The organism is Vreelandella indica, assembly GCF_037070225.1.
Taxonomy (GTDB): Bacteria; Pseudomonadota; Gammaproteobacteria; order Pseudomonadales; family Halomonadaceae; genus Vreelandella; species Vreelandella arctica.
Genome location: NZ_JBANSO010000001.1, coordinates 231,612 through 250,399, shown reverse-complemented (window position 1 = coordinate 250,399; position 18,788 = coordinate 231,612). Strand labels below are relative to the sequence as shown.

Here is an 18,788-nt window from a genome sequence, read left to right as displayed (position 1 = left end):
CAGCCCACATGCAGGTGCAATTAGACAACGAAGAGGCTCAGGTCGCGTTTGGCGAAGCGCTAGGGCAGGTATTACAAGGTCGTGGGTTGATCTACCTGGAAGGTGAGTTAGGCGCCGGTAAAACCACGTTAACACGGGGTATTCTACGGGCGTACGGCCATCAAGGGGCGGTGAAAAGCCCCACCTATACGCTGATAGAGCCCTACGAGCTGGGCTCTCAGCGAGTGTATCATTTAGATCTGTATCGCTTATCCGACCCTGAGGAGCTTGAGTTTATCGGTGGTCGCGATGTATTGGCCGACGAGGCAGTGTGTATTATTGAGTGGCCCAGCCGGGGAGAAGGGTGGTTACCCACACCTGACCTGCGCCTTGCTTTGGCAGTGGCTGAACAAGGCCGTTTGATCACTTTAACGGTTTGCAGTGATTTGGGCGCGCGTATCCTGTCATTGCTAGAGCGCCAAGCCCATGAAGTAAGCCAGGCCAGTGCAACAAGTAAGGTAAGCGACGATCAGTTGGAGAATGGTGTGATTCAATGGAAATGAAGGCCGCCACGGCTCGTGTATTTCGTTTATTAGCCGTTAGTTTTTTTGCTCTTGCGGCGGTTAGCGTACAAGCGTCGAGCGTAGAAAGCATGCGCTTGTGGGCGGCGCCTGATCATGCGCGTCTGGTATTTGACCTGTCTGCGGCCACGAACGCCAATGTGTTTTCGTTGCAGAATCCTGCGCGTTTAGTGATTGATTTAGACGATACGCAAATGGACACCGACCCTAGCACGTTGCCGCTGCATGACAGTGCCATTACCTCAGTGCGAACAGGTAAGCGGGAGGGCGGCGGTTTACGCGTAGTGCTGGAGCTTAATCGAGCTATAGAGCCGCGCCATTTTACCCTGACGCCTAATGATCAGTATGGGCATCGCCTGGTGGTTGATCTCGAGTATCCGGGTGAAAGTGCCGTTGAGAATCCCATTGACCCTATCGAGGCGATGATTCGTGAGCAGGAGATTCAGGCGCAGCGTGCCTCGACTCAAGCTCAACTGCCCGGCAGTGTAGAGCCACCCCGTAATGAAGCGCCGGCGGCCGTGCAGGAAGCCAAGCCACATCCGCGTAGAGATATTATTATTGCGGTTGATGCTGGGCACGGCGGGGAGGACCCAGGCGCCATTGGCCCTTCAGGCACGCGTGAAAAAGATGTGGTGCTGGAAATCGCCCGCCGTTTAGCCTCGGAGGTGAACGGCACCGAAGGTTTCAAAGCCGTGCTGGTCCGTGACGGTGACTACTACCTGGGCCTTCGCCAACGTACTGCCCTGGCACGCGAGCAGAAAGCTGACTTTTTCGTCTCGATCCACGCCGACGCCTTTACCAGCCCCCGCCCTCAAGGCAGTTCGGTTTATGCGCTCTCTCAGCGTGGCGCTACCTCGGAAACCGCTCAGTGGCTGGCAGATAGCGAAAACCGCTCTGACCTGATCGGCGGCGTCGATGGAAGTTTATCGCTACGCGATAAGGATCAGGTGCTGCGTGGTGTACTGTTAGATCTCACCATGACCGCGACGTTGAATGATTCGCTCTCTATCGGCGGACAAGTGCTAGAACAATTAGGACGGGTGAATCGGTTGCATAAATCGCGAGTGGAACAGGCTGGGTTTATGGTGCTGAAGTCTCCTGATATTCCTTCTCTATTGATTGAGGTGGGCTTTATATCCAACCCTGACGAAGAGCGTCGCCTGCGCGACCCGGTCCATCAGGGGGGGCTCTCCCAGGCTATTTTCAGTGGCTTGCGCGAGCACTTCCAGCGTTATCCTCCGCCCGCCAGTTTGCTTGCCTGGCAGCGCGATAATCAAGGTAGTCCTGCGGGTAATGAATACCGTATCCAATCAGGCGATACCTTGTCGGCGATTGCTGTACGTCACGGAGTGCCGGTGAATCAATTAAAGCAGGCCAATGATATTAATGGTGATGTGATACGGGTTGGCCAAGTGTTACAAATTCCCCGTTCATGAAAAATCGTTCTTGAGGTGTCGTGTTGACTGAGATAACCGCAACTGCGCCGCGAATTCATGTGCTCGACCCACGGTTGGCCAACCAGATTGCCGCTGGCGAGGTGGTTGAGCGCCCCTCGTCGGTGACAAAAGAGCTGATTGAAAACGCCATTGATGCGGGTAGCCAGCGCATTGAAGTAGAAATTGAGCAGGGCGGAACGCGGCTTATTAAGGTGCGTGATGATGGCATTGGTATTGGCGAAGAGGATTTGCCGCTCGCTTTGGCACGTCATGCCACCAGTAAGATTGGCAGCCTCGAAGACCTGGAAGGCGTTAGCTCGTTAGGTTTTAGGGGGGAGGCGCTGGCCTCAATTAGCTCTGTTTCCCGGCTTGAGCTGATCTCCAACGCTGAGGAAGATCCTCGTCATGGCTGGCGGGTGGTCGCGGAAGGGCGAGGAATGGATGCACGAGTGACGCCTGCGCCGCACCCCCGCGGGACTAGCGTTGGCGTGCGCGATCTATTTTTTAACACTCCCGCACGGCGCAAGTTTCTGCGTACCGAAAAGACCGAATTTGCGCATGTTGAAGAGGCCTTTCGCCGTCAGGCACTATCGCGCTACGACATCGCCTGGGTATTGCGCCACAACCAGAAAGTGATTCATCAACTTCCTCCTGGGCACTCGGCGGCAGCTCGCGAGCGGCGAATTGCCTCGCTGCTAGGTAAAAACTTTATCGAGCACGCCCGCTATATCGAACGCGAAGCGGGTGGTTTGCGACTAAGTGGTTGGGTGGGGCTGCCGACTCACTCCCGCTCTCAGGCTGATCAGCAATACTTTTTCGTTAATGGCCGTGTGGTGCGTGACCGTTTGGTGGCCCATGCGGTGCGTCAGGCGTATCGCGATGTGCTGTTTAACGGTCGGCATCCGGTGTTTGTGCTCTACCTGGAGCTTGATCCGGATGTAGTGGACGTCAATGTTCACCCTACCAAGCATGAAGTCCGTTTTCGTGATGGCCGTATGGTGCACGATTTTCTGTACTCCAGCCTGCATCACTGCTTGGCGTCCTCTAAGCCTGCAGAAAGCGGTGACGAAAATAGCGACGAAGAGGCGAATGGTGTCGTTGCTTCTCAGCAGCAAGAGCGTGGGCAGCCGCCCCAGGTAGGTGCGGGGGCAGGTGAAAACGCCGAGCAACCTCGCTGGCAGCAGCAGGGCATTGCGCTGACTCACTCTTCGGATCGCCACCCTGGTGCTGAGCGTGTGCGCCGCTTTATGCAAGGCTATCAGGCGCTTCACCCCAACCATGAAGAGACGCTGTTAACGCCGCAGGTTGACGTTGCGAGTGAAGGCGAAAACGAAGTGCGTGAAGCGCCTCTGGCGATGCCTGATAACGACCCCACGGTGGCACCGCCGCTTGGGTTTGCGCTGGGGCAACTGCACGGTATTTATATTCTGGCCCAGAACGCTCAGGGTTTGGTGGTGGTGGATATGCATGCCGCCCATGAACGAATTGTCTATGAGCGTATGAAAACACAGCTAGCGGCTGCTAAAGGATTAGATGCCCAGCCGCTGCTAGTGCCGGTTTCTATCGCCGCTAGTCGGGCAGAAGTGGCGACGGCTGAGAGCGAGCAAGAGGCCATTGCCAAGCTGGGCATTGAACTGGATGTTGCCGGACCGGAAACACTGCTGGTGCGCCAGTTGCCAGCGTTGCTCTCCCAGGCGGATCCAGAAGCCCTGGTACGCCAGATGTTGGAGGAGCTGGCGCGTTACGGGCGGACCCATCAAGTCGAGGCGCGGCTTCATGAATTGCTCTCCACCATGGCTTGCCACGGTAGCGTGCGCGCCAATCGGCGGCTCACCATTGATGAAATGAATGCGCTGCTGCGCGACATGGAGCGCACGGAGCGCAGTGATCAGTGCAATCACGGCCGACCCACCTGGACGCAGATGGGACTAAAAGCGCTTGATCGGCTGTTCTTAAGAGGCCAATAGCAGCACGATCGAAAATTTAATTTCTGTTAAATATTGGAGCACTACCCGCGCATGGCTGATACGCGCCCTTGGGCAATTTTTTTGATGGGCCCGACAGCGGCCGGGAAAACCGATACCGCGATGGCGTTGCATGAGCGCTTAGGGCATGAGCTGATCAGCGTTGATTCAGCGATGGTGTATCGCGGTATGGATATTGGCAGCGCCAAACCTAGTACCGCTGAACTTGCCCGTGCACCCCATCACTTGATTGATATCCGCGACCCTGCTGAGCCTTATTCAGCGGCTGACTTCCGTGAAGATGCGATAAAACTGATGCGACAAATCAGCGCGGCAGGCCGGGTTCCTCTGTTGGTCGGCGGTACCATGCTTTATTACAAGCGGCTGATAGAAGGTGTGGCCAATTTACCTTCGGCTGACCCGGTCATTCGCCAACAGCTTGAAACGCAATGGCAATATGAGGGGCTGGAGTCTCTGCATAAACGATTGGCTGAAGTGGATGCGGTTTCCGCTCAACGTATCCATCCCAATGATCCTCAACGCTTAATACGTGCGCTAGAAGTGTATTATGCCAGCGGGCGGCCAATGAGTGAGTTATGGGCGGAGCAACAGCCTGAAACCTTTCCATGGCGCGTGTTGTCGATAGCGTTGGCGCCTAGTGATCGTGCCCTTTTGCATCAACGTATCGCTAAGCGCTTTGAACTAATGATGGATGAGGGCTTGATAAATGAAGTTACTGCCCTCAAAAAGCGTAATGACTTGCATTTAGGCCTACCGGCGATGAAGAGTGTTGGTTATCGTCAAGTGTGGGAGTACCTGGAAGGTGAATATGATTACGCCACGCTTGTTGAGCGGGGCATAATCGCGACTCGCCAGCTCGCAAAGCGTCAGCTAACGTGGTTAAGAAGCTGGCCATCGCTTGAATGGGTAGATTCGCAGCGCCCTGACGCGCTTGATAAGGTATTGAAACTCGTGCGTGAAAGCGGTGCTTAGCGTAAGATAGTTCTTCAAGATAGTGATTTAGTAAGCGTATGTCTTCGAATGGCCACTTGGCTTTTTCGACAACATTAGGCCTTTCGGGCAAAAAGATTGCGGCGTAGCACTAGTAGGGCACGCCATTTGATAATTAACCCCCAACGACAGTTTTAGGGAGAGCAACATGTCCAAAGGGCAGTCCCTTCAAGACCCGTACTTGAACATTCTGCGCAAAGAGCGCATTCCGGTCTCCATCTTTTTGGTCAATGGCATTAAGCTTCAGGGCCAGATCGAATCGTTTGACCAGTTTGTTATCTTGTTGCGCAACACCGTCAGTCAGATGGTTTATAAACACGCTATTTCTACGGTTGTTCCGTCTCGTAACGTACGCTTGCCTGCGCAAGACCCGGCAGAGCAAGACGCCGAGATTTAACACCACTGGATAAGCAAGAGATTCCACGAGGTATTGATTGTTTTTCGAACGCCCAGACGCCGGTGAAACGGCAGTTCTTGTTCATGTCGATTTCTATGATGAGCAAAAACGTGAAGACCCGGGTGAGTTTCTAGAGCTCGTACGCTCTGCGGGTGCAGAGCCTGCGACTCTACTCACTGCCAGCCGCCACCGGCCTGACTCACGCACATTTATTGGGTCAGGAAAGCTGGAAGAGTTGCGGGCAATGCTCGCGGCTCACGCGGCAGAATTGGTGATCTTCAATCACAGCTTAAGTCCCTCTCAAGAGCGCAATGTTGAGCAAGAGCTCAAGTGCCGAGTGCTTGACCGTACCGGTCTTATTCTCGATATTTTTGCGCAGCGGGCAAGAACGCATGAAGGTAAGCTGCAAGTAGAGCTTGCACAGCTTGAATATATGTCGACTCGCCTAGTACGCGGGTGGACACACCTTGAGCGCCAAAAAGGCGGGATTGGCCTGCGCGGCCCAGGTGAAACTCAGCTTGAAACTGACCGACGCCTGCTGCGTGGACGGATTAAATCGATTCACAAGCGGCTTGATAAAGTGCGTAGCCAGCGCGATCAGAATCGTCGCGCCCGTGCTCGTGCTGAAATCCACAGTGTATCGCTGGTGGGCTATACCAACGCGGGTAAATCGACGTTGTTCAACGCGTTAACTAACTCTGATGTTTACGCCGCTGATCAGCTGTTTGCCACACTAGACCCAACGTTGCGTCGGCTTGAAATTGAAGACGTCGGACCTGTGGTAATGGCTGACACCGTCGGGTTTATCCGTCATTTACCGCACAAGCTGGTCGAGGCGTTTCAAGCGACGCTTCAAGAAGCTTCAGAAGCGTCGTTGCTGGTACACGTGATTGATGCAGCAGACCCTGACCGCGAGTTAAATGTGGAGCAGGTGGAGCTAGTGCTAAAAGAGATTGGTGCAGATGATGTGCCAGTGCTCAAAGTCATGAATAAAATCGATAAGCTCGACAGCGCGCCGCGTATTGAACGTGATGGTCATGGTGTGCCAGAGGTGGTTTGGCTCTCAGCGCAGCAGGGCCAGGGGCTTGAATTGCTTCATGAAGCACTGACCGAACGCTTAGCAAACGATGTGATTGGCTTCTCGCTGACACTTAACCCTGAGCAAGGTAAGCTGCGTGCTGGTCTTCACGAACTAAATGCAGTTCGTGAGGAAGCTTTTGATGAGCAGGGGCATTCGGTGCTAGATGTGCGCTTGCCGCGGCGCGATTTTAATCAGTTGATGGCTCAGTTAGGCGAGCGTGCCAATACTTATTTACCGGTAGCGTTACAAGAATCCGATGAGTGGTAGGCTACTCATTACGAATCTTAAAGCACTGCTTGTATTCTGCTTTGTATAAAAATGGTACAAGGTTTATAGAGCAATAATATCAAAACGCAATGCTATCGTTTAAAACGCTGGCATTTGCGTTAGCGAATACCTTAGTGGAGACGAAGTATGGCCTGGAATGAGCCTGGTGGTGGCAACCAGCACGACCCTTGGAGTAGTGGCGGCCGACGCGGTGGAAATGATAACGATGGAAACCGTGGTAGTAATAATGGTGGCAACAACGGCAATAAAGGAGGCGGTAACCAAGGTCCTCCTGATCTGGATGAAGCGCTGAAAAAATTTCAGGATAAGCTCAACAGTATGCTGGGTGGCGGTAAAAAAGGGGGCAGCAAAAAAAGCGATGGTGGTGGCGGTGGCGGTAAAAGCCGTAACCCTTTCGCTTTGCCTGGCTTACTGATTATTGTTGCGCTGGCGATTTGGGCCGCGATGGGCTTTTACTTAGTCGACCAATCCGAGCGTGGTGTTGTGCTTCGTTTTGGCGAATTCCAGGGCATTGTAGAACCTGGCCTGCAGTGGAATCCGCCTTTGATTGATGATGTGCGGATGGTGAATGTGACGCGCGTGCGGTCATTGACTCAAACGCAGTCCATGCTGACCCGCGATGAAAACATCGTTGAAGTGGAAATTTCAGCACAGTACCAAGTCGCTAATCCTCGTGATTTCGTTTTAAACGTACGTGATCCCGCTATCTCTATTGAGAATGCGTTGGATTCGGCACTGCGTCACGTGGTTGGCGGTACTGATATGATCGATATTCTGACCTCGGGTCGTGAGATTCTGGGCAGCTCTGTCTCTAGCCGTCTGCAGTCCTATCTCGATAACTATGGTGCTGGTATTCGTTTACAAACCATCAACATTGAGTCGACGTCTGCTCCTGCACCGGTAATTGATGCCTTTGATGACGTTATCCGTGCCCGTGAAGATCGTCAGCGTACGATCAACGAAGGGATGGCGTACGCTAATGCGATCATTCCTGCTGCTCAGGGCCAGGCGCAGCGTATAGTTGAGCAGGGCCAAGGGTATCGTGAGTCGGTGGTAGCTGAAGCGCAGGGTCAAGCCAACCGCTTTAACTCGCTACTCTCGGAGTACGGTAATGCGCCGGATATCATGCGCGAGCGTATGTATCTAGACACAATGGAAGAAGTGTTCAGTAATTCGCCGAAAGTGCTGCTGGATGTGAGCGAAAACGCCCCATTAATGTACCTCCCGCTGGATCAAATGCGCGGCGGTACTGGTGGCAATCGCAACGATTCATCGTCTGGCAATAGCGAGAATAGCAGTAATGAGCAGTTGGACGCCGATGTGCTTGAGCGGCTACGCAGTACCCAGAGTAGCTCATCAACGAATACCAATAGTAGTAACTCCATCCGCAGGGAGGGCCGGTAAATGATTAATAATCGATCCCTGCTGATTGTTGGTGGTCTGGCTGCCGTTGCGTGGCTGGCGAGCAACACTCTGTACGTGGTAGACGAAACTGAACGTGCCGTTAAGTTGCGTTTTGGTGAAGTCATCGAAGAGAATATTCAGCCTGGTTTGCACGCAAAAGTGCCGATCGCGCAAACGATTCGTAAGTTTGATACGCGTTTGCTGACGCTGGATACAGACACTAGTCGCTATCTGACGCTTGAGCAGAAAGCAGTTATCGTCGATTCCTACGTTAAGTGGCAGGTGGTTAATCCAACACGCTACTACGAAGCGACGGCAGGCGATGAGCTAATGGCTATTCGACTGATTCAGCCGCGTGTGGATGAAAGCCTGCGTAACGAGTTTGGCCGTTTGAATCTTCAGGAAATCATCGCTGAACGACGTGATGACCTGATGACCGGCCCTACCGCAGAGCTCGATGAGCTAATGCGTGAAGAGCTAGGTGTAGCTATCCGCGATATTCGTATTAAGCGAATCGACTTGCCCGAAGACGTCTCGGCAGCGGTGTTTGAGCGTATGCGCTCCGAGCGTGAGCGTGAAGCTCGCGAATGGCGTGCTCAAGGTCAGGAAGAGGCTGAGCGTATTCGGGCCAACGCAGATCGTCGCCGTCAGGTGTTGCTTGCTCAAGCCAATGAGCGCTCAGAAACACTGCGTGGTGAAGGTGATGCCCAGGCTGCTGCGATCTTCTCTGAAGCGTATGGTCAGAACGAGGAGTTCTTCTCCTTCTGGCGTAGTCTAGAAGCTTATCGCGAAAGCTTTGCTGATGATGGCAATCTAATGGTGCTGGAGCCGAATAGCGATTTCTTCCGCTATTTGCGTAACCCAGAGCCGGAAGGTAGCGAAAGCGACAGCGAGTAAGTCGCTTTTGGCCGGTACACCTCGTCACGTCATTCCTAGGGCCTGGCGGGGTTTATCCGGCCAATAAACGTGATAGAATTTATCAACCGGGCGTCGCCCGGTTTTTTTGTGGCCCTCATTTAACGCTGGCGTCGGCAATCATATTGCTTCGTTACTGCTTGATTTTGTTGGGCCTTCATCGTCTTGCAGGATTGTTCACATGACCATCGCTGACCGCTGGCTACTGCCCGACGGCATGGATGAGGTGCTTCCGCCTCAGGCAAGCCGCATGGAAGAGCTGCGCCGCGCGCTGCTCGATCTTTACCATTGCTGGGGCTATGACCAAGTAATGCCGCCGCCGGTGGAGTTTTTGGACTCCTTGTTAACAGGTACGGGGACAGATCTCGATCTGCAGACCTTTAAGCTGACCGACCAGCTCACCGGCCGCATGATGGGCGCCTCGGCTGACGTAACGCCGCAAGTAGCGCGTATGGACGCCCATTCGCTTAAGCGACAGGGGCCAGTGCGCCTTTGTTATTGCACCAACGTATTACGTGCAAAGGCGGATCAGCACCAAGGCGGGCGCAGTCCCGTGCAGGTAGGCGCTGAACTGTTTGGCCATGCTGGGCTTGAGGCTGACAGTGAAATTATTCACTTGGCGCTGGCGAGTATGAAAGCGGCCGGCGCTCAGGAGATCCACTTAGCGCTTGGGCACATCGGTATTTACCGTAGCCTAGTTGAAGCAGCTGCGCTCAGTGATGAGCAAGAGAGCGCGCTATTTGAAGCGCTGGCGCTAAAATCGCCTACGCAATTAGCACAGCTTGTAGACGCTAGTGTTAGTGACCCGGCATTAGCGGATATGTTGCTGGCGCTTGGTGAGCTGCATGGCGGAGCGGATATTTTAAGCCAAGCGCGCGAGCGTTTTGCTGGCGCTCCTGCCTCGGTCACGGCGGCATTGGATCAGTTGGATGCGCTCTATCAAGGCGTATTGGCGCGCTTTGATGTGTCGCTCTACTTTGACTTGGCTGAGTTGCGTGGCTATCAGTACCATACCGGTATGATGTTTGCCGCCTACGTGCCGGGCTATGGGCATGCGCTTGCTAAAGGCGGGCGTTATGACGACACAGGGCGAGCCTTTGGTCGCGCTCGCCCCGCTACCGGTTTCTCGATGGATCTTAAGCAGCTGGCGTCGTTGGCTCTGGCTGCCCCGAGTCGCGGTAGTATTTGGGCACCCGCCCAGCAGGATGAGTCGCTCAACGCTGCCATTGTTGCACTGCGTGAGCAAGGGGAACGCGTGATTCAAGCGCTGCCTGGGCAGCGTACTGGGCCGGCGGAGCATGAATGTGACCGCCGTCTTGAGCTTATCAATGGTCGTTGGCAGCCAACGGCCCTGACACAAGAGACGAGTGCATCATAATGGGTAAGAATGTCGTAGTGCTGGGCACCCAATGGGGTGACGAGGGCAAAGGTAAGATTGTTGACCTGTTGACTGAATCAGCATCCGCCGTGGTGCGTTTCCAAGGTGGTCACAATGCTGGCCATACGCTGGTCATCGACGGTGAAAAAACCGTTCTTCACCTGATTCCTTCCGGCGTTTTGCGTCCAGGCAAAACCTGCGTGATTGGTAATGGCGTGGTGCTTTCACCTGAAGCGCTGATCAAAGAGATCCGTGAGCTGGAAGCCAAAGGCGTACCGGTACGTGAGCGCCTGCGTCTTTCACCCGCTTGTCCGCTGATCCTGCCTTACCATGTGCGCCTGGATCAGGCCCGTGAAAAGGCCCGGGGCATCGCTAAAATTGGCACCACCGGCCGTGGCATTGGTCCCGCTTACGAAGATAAAGTGGCCCGACGTGGCCTGCGCTTAGGCGATATGCTTCATCGCGAGCGCTTTGCTTCCAAGCTGGGCGAAGTGCTCGACTACCACAACTTCGTGTTGGTGAATTACCACGGCGAACCGGCGGTCGACTTCCAGGAAGTGCTGGATACTGCAATGCAGATGGCTGAAGAGCTGCGCCCAATGGTCTGCGACACCGTCAGCATGGTGCACGACCTCCGTAAAGCTGGTGAGAATATCCTGTTTGAAGGTGCTCAAGGCTCGCTGCTGGATATCGACCACGGTACCTACCCGTACGTAACCAGCTCAAACACCACTGCAGGTGGCACGGCCACAGGCTCTGGCGTCGGCCCGCTTTATTTGGATTACGTGCTGGGCATTACTAAGGCATATACCACTCGCGTTGGCTCAGGCCCATTCCCCACTGAGCTATTTGACGTTGATGGCCGCCACCTTGCCGAGCGTGGTCATGAGTTTGGTGCCACGACTGGCCGTGCACGCCGCTGCGGTTGGTTTGACGCCGTGGCCCTGCGTCACGCGGTGCAGATCAACTCGGTCTCTGGCATCTGCCTGACCAAGCTGGATGTACTGGATGGGTTGGAAAATATCCGCGTCTGCGTTGGCTATCGCAGTAAAGATGGCGACGTGCTGGATAATCCTGTGGATTCGGAAGGCTACGAAGCCGTCGAACCGCTTTATCAGGATTTACCTGGCTGGAAAGAGTCCACGTTGGGCGCTAAACGGGTCGAAGATTTGCCTGCCAATGCCCGCGCCTACATCAGCTTCCTTGAAGAGCAGGTGGGTACAAGTATTGATATCATTTCTACTGGTCCAGACCGTATGGAAACCATCGTGCTGCGTAACCCGTTCGATAGTTAATAACGGTTCAAGTTGGCTATTGATAAGCAGATGAGCAAAAGGGGCAACTGAGTTGCCCCTTTTCTGTATGTATCAGCTTATATTTAAAAGTCGATGCCACGGCGCGCTTGTAAGCCGTTATTGAAGGCATGACGAACTTCCTGCATTTCAGTCACCGTATCGGCCATGGCGACTAGCTCGCGATGGGCATTTCTTCCCGTAATAATCACCGTCTGTTCCGTCGGGCGTTTCTCCAGCGCTTGTTTAACGGTTTCAATGTCCAAGTAACCAAACTTGAGCATATAGGTAATTTCATCAAGCACCACCAAATAGATCTCCGGGTCCGCTAGCATACGCTCGGCGTCTTTCCATACCGCGTGGCACGCCTCTGTGTCCGCTTGGCGATTCTGGGTATCCCAGGTAAAGCCGGTGGCCATTATCGCTACCTCAAGATTGGTGTCTTCCTCCAATCGGTTACGTTCGCCGCACTCCCAGAGACCTTTAATAAACTGCACCACGCCAACTTTATAGCCATAACCCAAGGCACGGGTGACCGTCCCCCAGGCTGCGGTGGTTTTGCCTTTGCCGTTACCGGTATTAACAATGATTAGGCCGCGCTGTTCGTCGGCACTGGCGACCTTCTCATCTACGCGTGCTTTCAACTTCTGCATGGAGGCTTTATGGCGGGTATCGCGGTCACTCATGATGTCTCCTGGGGGTAGCGTTTTTAAGATAGCAAGAAGGCTATCGCGCTAGCCTAAGTCATCTAACAGGGGTTGAACATCTTTTTGAAGAGCTTGATGGATAACTTTTGTATAGATTTAGGTGGGTAATAATCAAGTTTTGGTTCAATAAAACATGCTTCAAAACCGAAAAGGACAAGAGATAAACAACAGAATTGGCCCCTAGGGGGCTGGCTGCTCTAGAATAGGTGGTCATGTCTTGTCAGGAATTACATCATGCCTTCATTTGATATTGTCTCAGAGTTCGATAAGCACGAAGGTGCTAACGCCGTTGATCAAGCCAACCGCGAAGTGCAGTCGCGTTTTGATTTTAAAGGCGTCGACGCCAGCTTCACTTTGGAAGGCGATAAAGTGCAGCTAGAGGCGGAAGTTGATTTCCAGCTTAAGCAAATGCTTGATGTGCTGCGAGCCCGTCTTATCGCCCGTGGCATTGATGCCCGCTGTATGGACGTTCAAGACCCGGTGCTTTCCGGTGTAAAAGCCCGCCAGGAAGTTGCTTTAAAGGAAGGGCTTGATGCGGCGGAAGCCAAAGATGTGGTTAAGCGCATCAAAGCCAGTAAGCTCAAAGTACAGGCACAAATTCAGGGTGAGAAGGTGCGGGTAACGGGTAAAAAGCGCGACGATTTACAAGCTGTTATGGCGTTGCTGCGGGGCGAAGAGGGGCCGGATTTGCCGCTCCAGTTTGATAACTTCCGCGACTAACTAGCAGGGCAGCGCCACTCGCCGCCGTCACCTGGTATTAACTATATAAATATTCGTTTTATACAGGAGTCACGCATTATGTCTGATCCGCAGCCGGTTTATTTAAGCGACTACCAGCCACCCGCTTACCGGGTAACTCATACCGAGCTGACGTTTGATCTTGACCCCGCCGCGACCCGTGTGAAAGCGCGACTGTTGATAGAGCGACATGCGAAGGCTGACGCGAATGCGCCGCTGGTGTTAAACGGCGAACATTTAAAGCTCATCTCCCTGTCGATCGATGCAACGCCGCTGAATGAATCCGCGTATCAAGTAGATGCAGAGACCCTAAGTATTGCCAATGTTCCAGAGCGGTTTGTGTTGGAGAGTGAGGTAGAGATCGCACCGCAAGAGAACACGGCGTTAGAAGGGCTTTATCAGTCCAACGGCATGTACTGTACTCAGTGCGAAGCCGAGGGTTTTCGACGTATTACCTTTTACCCCGACCGCCCAGATGTCATGGCGACCTTCAAGGTCACGGTGATCGGCGATCAGCAGCGTGAACCAGTATTACTGGCTAACGGTAACCCGTTAGAGCGCGGCGAGCTGGAAGGTGGTCGTCATTTCGTCACCTGGGAAGATCCGCATCCCAAGCCCTGTTACCTATTCGCTCTAGTGGCAGGCAACCTGCATCGCGTAGAAGACCACTTCACCACCATGAGCGGTCGCGAGGTCACGCTGCAAATTTGGGTGGAGCAAGAGAACCTGGATAAGACCGAACATGCTATGGCCTCGTTGAAACGCGCCATGGTGTGGGATGAGCAGGCGTATGGCCGTGAATACGACCTGGATCTATTTATGATCGTGGCCGTCAATGATTTCAATATGGGGGCGATGGAGAATAAAGGCCTTAATATCTTTAACTCCGCCGCGGTGCTGACGCATCCCCATACCGCTACCGATGCCGCCTTTCAGAATGTTGAAGGCATCGTCGCCCACGAATACTTTCATAACTGGTCAGGCAATCGTGTCACCTGTCGCGACTGGTTCCAGCTTTCGCTGAAAGAGGGCTTTACGGTCTTCCGTGATCAGTGCTTCTCGGCGGATACCAATTCAGCACCGGTTAAGCGCATCCAGGATGTCTCCTTTTTCCGCACGGCACAGTTTGCCGAAGATGCTGGTCCTACGGCGCATCCGATTCGCCCTGACCACTTTATTGAAATTACCAACTTCTACACCCTGACGATTTATGAGAAGGGAGCAGAAGTCGTACGCATGCTGCGTAATTTAGTGGGGGAGGAGAATTTCCGTCGCGGCTCAGACCTTTACTTTGAGCGATTCGATGGCCAAGCGGTGACGATTGAAGACTTTGTAGGCTGCATGGCGGAAACCTCCGGCGAGGATTTAAGCCAGTTTATGCGTTGGTACTCCCAGGCAGGTACGCCGGATATTGATGCTCACGGCGAGTATGACTATGTGCATGGTGAATATCATTTAACGTTGCGTCAGCGCACGCCCGCGACACCAGGCCAGCCCGATAAACTGCCGCTGCATATTCCCGTACGTATGGGGTTAGTCGGTACAAAATCAGGTCAAGACTTAACGTTAACCCTCAATGGCGAAAAAATAGGCAAAGATGCCGTTATTCACCTTCGTGATGATGAGCAGACATTTGTCTTTACTGATGTCGCTGAAGCGCCGGTGCCGTCTTTACTACGTGAATTTTCAGCGCCCGTTAAGTTGCACTTCCCCTATTCACGAGAAGATCTGGCCTTTCTGTTGACCCATGACAGCGATGGCTTCAACCGCTGGGATGCTGGCCAGCGCTTGGCGCTGTTGGCGTTGGATGACCTAATTGCTGCTCACCGCAATAGTGTCGAGAAGGTGATGGACAGCCGTGTTGTTGATGCCTTTAAAACACTTCTGAACGGCCCAATGAGCGATAAGGCGGTATTAGCTGAAATGCTGACACTTCCTTCAGAAGCGTATATAGCGGAGCAGCAGCCAATTGTGGATGTCGACGCCATTCATGCGGCACGTGAATTTGTGCGCCAGTCGTTAGCCGTTGCTCTGCGCGATGAATTTATTGCCATCTACGAAGCCAATGTGACGGAAGAGACTTACGCGCCAACGCCAGAGCAAATTGCCCAGCGAAGCCTTAAAAACGTGGCGCTCTCCTATCTCATGTCGATCGAGGATGAGCAGGGCTTAGCGCTGTGCGAAAAGCAATTTGCCGCCGACCACAATATGACCGATGTACGTCAGGCTCTCACTTTACTGGTGCACAGCGATCGCGATGATTTGGCCTCACCAGCATTGAAATCATTTGGCGAAAAATGGGCGCATGACCCCTTAGTGATGGATCAGTGGTTCACCATTCAGGTCTCACGCCCGCAGGGAGATGTGCTTGAGCGCGTGAAGTACTTGATGCAACACCCCGCTTTTTCACTTAAGAATCCCAACAAAGTGCGTGCCCTCATTGGGGCGTTTGCCCAGAACCGAGTCAATTTCCACCGCTTAGATGGTCAGGGCTACCAGCTGTTGGCCGATGTGGTGATTGAACTCAACCAGCTGAATCCAGAAATTGCCGCGCGGCTTATCACGCCGCTAACGCGATGGCAGCGTTTTGATGAAACCCGCCAAGTATTAATGCGGTCTCAGCTAGAACGTATTAGGCAACAGCCGCTGTCTTCAAATGTGTATGAGGTGGTCGAGAAAGCATTGGCATAGGTACAGGCATGGTGGGCAAAAGCAGTTAACCAAGGAAAGGAACAACAACGGTGACAGATTCGCAGCAACACTATTTACTTATTATTAATGGTAAATCTGCCGGTAACCCGGCATTGCGTGAGGCAGTCAATGAACAACGCCAAGCAGGGATGCAAATTACTGTTCGAGCTACCTGGGAAGGGGGCGACGCTGCTGATATTGCTGAGCTATCTGACACCATGGGTATTACGCATGTGATTGCCTGCGGTGGCGATGGCACGGTTAGCGAAGTCATGAACGGGTTGATGCGTTTGCCCCATGACCGTCGGCCGGTATTAGGTATCGTGCCATTGGGCAGTGCTAATGATTTTGCCACCTCAGTTGGTTTGCCATTAGAGCCAGGCCCTGCTTTAGCCGCCGCAAGAGCGCTAAGTGCTTACCCCATTGATGTTGTACGTGTGACAGCTGGTGCGGGTGGTGAGTCCGCAACCAGCTACTATATCAATATGACGACCGGGGGATTTGGCGCTGAAATTACCTCATCAACGCCGAAAACCCTAAAGAGGCTATTGGGAGGCGGCGCGTATTCATTGATGGGCGCGCTCAAAGCATGGCGACACCGCAGCTATCGCGGCACGCTACATTGGGATGAAAAAGAGGAGAGTGCATCGCTACTGTTGCTAGCACTAGGCAATGGCCGCCAATCAGGCGGAGGGCAGGTGCTGGGGCCACGGGCCAAGCTTGATGATGGTCGTCTGGATGTGCTTCTGGTCAAGGACTTTAGTTCGGTGACAGAGCTGAGCAAGTTGATTAGCGAGCTGCAAAGCTTTCCCTCTGAGGGGCGATTTGTGCGCTATTTCACCACGACTCAACTAACGCTGACGACACAGGCGGGTGATCCGCCCTGGCCATTAACGCTGGATGGTGAGGCGCGCTGTTATGACCATTTCTGTGCCGAAGTAGTACCTCTAGCGTTGCGTGTGCTGTTACCAGAGGAGTGCCCCTTACTCTCTTCCAGCAACCGGCCTTAACTGGTTTCACTCAGATTTTAAACGTTATAAAGGAGAAGTATCTAATGGCCAATCGCGTGTGGATACCTGTAGTTGCCGCAATGGCTCTACTGCTGAGTGCCTGCGGTGACTCCCAGGAAGATCCCACCGTAACACCAGATGATAATTCTGAGGTGACGGATGATGAAGCAGTGCGCGAAGAGGAGTCGCCAGCAGCGGCTGAAAACGCGGCAGAAATGTCTAGCCCCGAAGAAGTAGAGGATGATATCGAGGCACAGCAAGCCGCTGAAGAACTTGAGCAAGCGGAAACTCTACGTGAAGGTAGTGACAGCCAAAATGGTGATAGTTCTGCTGATGCTGCGACGGTAGAGGCCGAAGAAGATACGCTGGCAGCCGACCCTGATGATGTGCTCGATGAGGAAAGCGCAATGCCGGGAGAAGCAACCCGTTCTGATGTCGATGAGATGATTGCCGAAACTGAACGCCGCTTTGAAGAAGCGGAAAAGCGACTTGAAGAGCAGTTTCAAGAAGTAGAGCAGCAGGCACCCACGTTAGAGCCAATGGAAAATGAAGATTTCTCGTCTAGCTGGGATGAAGATAGCAGCTTGCCAGAGCGAACGCCGTTGGAAGATAACCGCGAAGCTACCGACGTTGAGGCTTTGATCGAGGATACAGAGCGTCGCTTTGAAGAAGCGCAGCAGCGTCTTGAAGAGCAGTTTCAGGAATTGGAGAGTCGAGAGGCCGAGACTGGCCCAGCGATCGAGTCAGACGCGAGTGATAGTGATATAGGCGCTAGTGAGATGGATGAGCTTGATACCAGTGCAGATAGCCAAGCAGCTAACCGTAATCGTGAGGAATAAACAGTTGTGGCTAAGCTGAGCCTTAAAAATCAGCCATAAAAAAGGCCCGCGTTAGCGGGCCTTTGTCCATCCGGTAGCAATTAAGCTGGGCGGATGTTGGAAGCCTGAAGGCCTTTTTTACCCTGAGTCACTTCAAAGCTGACTTTTTGACCGTCTTGCAGGGTCTTGAAGCCTTCAGCTTGAATTTCGGAGAAGTGGGCGAACAGATCGTCTCCGCCGTCATCAGGAGAGATGAAGCCGAAGCCTTTAGTATCGTTGAACCACTTAACTGTGCCAGTTGCCATTTTCTATTTCCTTAACATGCTTAATATTCAAACGGGCAACTCAATTGTCCACCCGCTACAATTACTCTAGATGCAAACGCGGCTGTCGTCCAGCCACATACCTAAGATTTTTTATTTCTTTGCGAGCAAGCACAAATGATGCAGTTGGGTTTTGTTGATGCGCAGTTTATTTCCTTCCTGGTGGCTATCACGCTGCTTACGATTAGCCCTGGCGTCGACACGCTGCTAGTCATCCGTAACACGGCTCGTGGAGGCATTCGCGATGGTGTGACTACCAGTGTAGCTATCTGCTGTGGGCTGTTTATCCATGCCACTATCTCTGCGTTAGGCATCTCGCTTATTCTGCTGCAATCGGCCTGGGCATTTCATATGTTGAAGCTGGTAGGGGCGGGATACTTGATTTGGCTGGGGATCACCAGTTTATTGGCAGCGAGGCGAGGGCAGCCGCTGCCCGTTAATGGCGTACTAAAAGATACGCCTGCTGTTTCTCGCTGGCAGCCAGTCAAAGAGGGCTTTTTGTCCAATGTGTTGAACCCCAAAACGGTGGTCTTCTACATGGCGTTTTTGCCTCAGTTTATCGCCCCCGGCGATCCTGCTTTGCTGAAATCCCTTTGGCTGGCTGGCGTGCATTTCATTATCGCCAATATTTGGCAGATCAGCGTGGTAATGATGGTGGGGAGTGCCGGTAAGTGGCTCGCCAACGCGCGTTTTGCGCAAACCTTGAACGCCGCTACGGGAACCGTGTTGGTTATCTTTGGTATCCGGCTTGCACTCACTCAGCGCCCGGTTTAGA

At 53.3% G+C, this 18,788-nt stretch carries 17 protein-coding genes; 15 read left to right on the top strand and 2 right to left on the bottom strand.

Annotated features, from left to right (window positions below):
- Nucleotides 1-8: 8 nt before the first annotated feature.
- From tsaE to V8L71_RS01155, 10 genes are all read left to right on the top strand, one after another.
- Complete coding sequence (gene tsaE, locus V8L71_RS01200; protein ID WP_336272963.1) at nucleotides 9-542, top strand: tRNA (adenosine(37)-N6)-threonylcarbamoyltransferase complex ATPase subunit type 1 TsaE; 534 nt, start codon at nucleotides 9-11, stop codon at nucleotides 540-542.
- Nucleotides 533-1,996, top strand: a complete 1,464-nt coding sequence (locus V8L71_RS01195; RefSeq protein WP_336272962.1) for an N-acetylmuramoyl-L-alanine amidase — start codon at nucleotides 533-535, stop codon at nucleotides 1,994-1,996. Before tsaE ends, V8L71_RS01195 begins: the two co-directional genes overlap by 10 nt.
- A gap of 32 nt (nucleotides 1,997-2,028) precedes the next feature.
- Nucleotides 2,029-3,963 carry a DNA mismatch repair endonuclease MutL gene (mutL, locus tag V8L71_RS01190; protein ID WP_336273034.1) on the top strand — a complete coding sequence of 645 codons (1,935 nt, stop codon included), beginning with the start codon at nucleotides 2,029-2,031 and terminating at the stop codon, nucleotides 3,961-3,963.
- 51 nt (nucleotides 3,964-4,014) lie between these two features.
- A complete protein-coding gene (gene miaA / locus V8L71_RS01185; protein WP_176304136.1) occupies nucleotides 4,015-4,953 on the top strand; it encodes a tRNA (adenosine(37)-N6)-dimethylallyltransferase MiaA in 939 nt (312 codons plus the stop codon).
- A gap of 166 nt (nucleotides 4,954-5,119) precedes the next feature.
- Nucleotides 5,120-5,368, top strand: coding sequence for an RNA chaperone Hfq (hfq, locus tag V8L71_RS01180; RefSeq protein ID WP_007114649.1), 249 nt, complete (start codon nucleotides 5,120-5,122; stop codon nucleotides 5,366-5,368).
- 37 nt (nucleotides 5,369-5,405) lie between these two features.
- Nucleotides 5,406-6,716, top strand: coding sequence for a ribosome rescue GTPase HflX (hflX, locus tag V8L71_RS01175; RefSeq protein ID WP_176304135.1), 1,311 nt, complete (start codon nucleotides 5,406-5,408; stop codon nucleotides 6,714-6,716).
- 147 nt (nucleotides 6,717-6,863) lie between these two features.
- Nucleotides 6,864-8,141 carry an FtsH protease activity modulator HflK gene (gene hflK, locus V8L71_RS01170; protein ID WP_176304134.1) on the top strand — a complete coding sequence of 426 codons (1,278 nt, stop codon included), beginning with the start codon at nucleotides 6,864-6,866 and terminating at the stop codon, nucleotides 8,139-8,141.
- Nucleotides 8,142-9,038 (top strand): protease modulator HflC, encoded by an 897-nt coding sequence (gene hflC, locus V8L71_RS01165; RefSeq protein WP_336272961.1) that lies wholly within the window; start codon nucleotides 8,142-8,144, stop codon nucleotides 9,036-9,038.
- 199 nt (nucleotides 9,039-9,237) lie between these two features.
- Entirely contained in the window at nucleotides 9,238-10,434 is a 1,197-nt protein-coding gene (locus V8L71_RS01160) for an ATP phosphoribosyltransferase regulatory subunit (protein WP_008958622.1), read from the top strand.
- Nucleotides 10,434-11,729 (top strand): adenylosuccinate synthase, encoded by a 1,296-nt coding sequence (locus V8L71_RS01155; RefSeq protein WP_008958623.1) that lies wholly within the window; start codon nucleotides 10,434-10,436, stop codon nucleotides 11,727-11,729. The genes V8L71_RS01160 and V8L71_RS01155 overlap by 1 nt, the downstream gene beginning before the upstream one ends.
- 83 nt (nucleotides 11,730-11,812) lie before the next feature.
- Here the strand turns inward: V8L71_RS01155 and cobO are convergent, their stop codons facing one another.
- Entirely contained in the window at nucleotides 11,813-12,412 is a 600-nt protein-coding gene (gene cobO, locus V8L71_RS01150) for a cob(I)yrinic acid a,c-diamide adenosyltransferase (protein WP_336272960.1), read from the bottom strand.
- A 255-nt stretch (nucleotides 12,413-12,667) separates the two neighbouring features.
- On the opposite strand from cobO, the gene V8L71_RS01145 reads away from it, so the two are divergent.
- From V8L71_RS01145 to V8L71_RS01130, 4 genes are all read left to right on the top strand, one after another.
- Nucleotides 12,668-13,153, top strand: a complete 486-nt coding sequence (locus tag V8L71_RS01145; protein WP_007114656.1) for a YajQ family cyclic di-GMP-binding protein — start codon at nucleotides 12,668-12,670, stop codon at nucleotides 13,151-13,153.
- A gap of 78 nt (nucleotides 13,154-13,231) precedes the next feature.
- Nucleotides 13,232-15,862: an aminopeptidase N gene (pepN, locus tag V8L71_RS01140; RefSeq protein WP_336272959.1), complete on the top strand. Its 2,631-nt coding sequence runs from the start codon at nucleotides 13,232-13,234 to the stop codon at nucleotides 15,860-15,862.
- A gap of 50 nt (nucleotides 15,863-15,912) precedes the next feature.
- Nucleotides 15,913-16,872 carry a lipid kinase YegS gene (yegS, locus tag V8L71_RS01135; protein ID WP_101146257.1) on the top strand — a complete coding sequence of 320 codons (960 nt, stop codon included), beginning with the start codon at nucleotides 15,913-15,915 and terminating at the stop codon, nucleotides 16,870-16,872.
- Nucleotides 16,873-16,916: 44 nt separating this feature from the next.
- Nucleotides 16,917-17,711: a putative sodium/potassium/calcium exchanger gene (locus V8L71_RS01130; RefSeq protein ID WP_101146256.1), complete on the top strand. Its 795-nt coding sequence runs from the start codon at nucleotides 16,917-16,919 to the stop codon at nucleotides 17,709-17,711.
- An 80-nt stretch (nucleotides 17,712-17,791) separates the two neighbouring features.
- Here V8L71_RS01130 and V8L71_RS01125 read toward each other — a convergent pair whose 3' ends face one another.
- Entirely contained in the window at nucleotides 17,792-17,995 is a 204-nt protein-coding gene (locus V8L71_RS01125; RefSeq protein ID WP_007114660.1) for a cold-shock protein, read from the bottom strand.
- 135 nt (nucleotides 17,996-18,130) lie between these two features.
- Between V8L71_RS01125 and V8L71_RS01120 the strand changes: the two genes are divergently transcribed.
- Complete coding sequence (locus V8L71_RS01120; protein ID WP_101146255.1) at nucleotides 18,131-18,787, top strand: LysE family translocator; 657 nt, start codon at nucleotides 18,131-18,133, stop codon at nucleotides 18,785-18,787.
- Nucleotide 18,788 lies beyond the last annotated feature (1 nt).

What these genes read in the sequence shown, in the direction of transcription:
- V8L71_RS01120 (WP_101146255.1), top strand. Translation starts at nt 18,131, where the DNA reads ATGATGCAGTTGGGTTTTGTTGATGCGCAGTTTATTTCCTTCCTGGTG.
- V8L71_RS01195 (WP_336272962.1), top strand. Translation starts at nt 533, where the DNA reads ATGGAAATGAAGGCCGCCACGGCTCGTGTATTTCGTTTATTAGCCGTT.
- pepN (WP_336272959.1), top strand. Translation starts at nt 13,232, where the DNA reads ATGTCTGATCCGCAGCCGGTTTATTTAAGCGACTACCAGCCACCCGCT.
- miaA (WP_176304136.1), top strand. Translation starts at nt 4,015, where the DNA reads ATGGCTGATACGCGCCCTTGGGCAATTTTTTTGATGGGCCCGACAGCG.
- V8L71_RS01160 (WP_008958622.1), top strand. Translation starts at nt 9,238, where the DNA reads ATGACCATCGCTGACCGCTGGCTACTGCCCGACGGCATGGATGAGGTG.
- V8L71_RS01130 (WP_101146256.1), top strand. Translation starts at nt 16,917, where the DNA reads ATGGCCAATCGCGTGTGGATACCTGTAGTTGCCGCAATGGCTCTACTG.
- V8L71_RS01145 (WP_007114656.1), top strand. Translation starts at nt 12,668, where the DNA reads ATGCCTTCATTTGATATTGTCTCAGAGTTCGATAAGCACGAAGGTGCT.
- hflK (WP_176304134.1), top strand. Translation starts at nt 6,864, where the DNA reads ATGGCCTGGAATGAGCCTGGTGGTGGCAACCAGCACGACCCTTGGAGT.
- V8L71_RS01125 (WP_007114660.1), bottom strand. Translation starts at nt 17,995, where the DNA reads ATGGCAACTGGCACAGTTAAGTGGTTCAACGATACTAAAGGCTTCGGC.
- tsaE (WP_336272963.1), top strand. Translation starts at nt 9, where the DNA reads ATGCAGGTGCAATTAGACAACGAAGAGGCTCAGGTCGCGTTTGGCGAA.
- V8L71_RS01155 (WP_008958623.1), top strand. Translation starts at nt 10,434, where the DNA reads ATGGGTAAGAATGTCGTAGTGCTGGGCACCCAATGGGGTGACGAGGGC.
- cobO (WP_336272960.1), bottom strand. Translation starts at nt 12,412, where the DNA reads ATGAGTGACCGCGATACCCGCCATAAAGCCTCCATGCAGAAGTTGAAA.
- hfq (WP_007114649.1), top strand. Translation starts at nt 5,120, where the DNA reads ATGTCCAAAGGGCAGTCCCTTCAAGACCCGTACTTGAACATTCTGCGC.
- hflC (WP_336272961.1), top strand. Translation starts at nt 8,142, where the DNA reads ATGATTAATAATCGATCCCTGCTGATTGTTGGTGGTCTGGCTGCCGTT.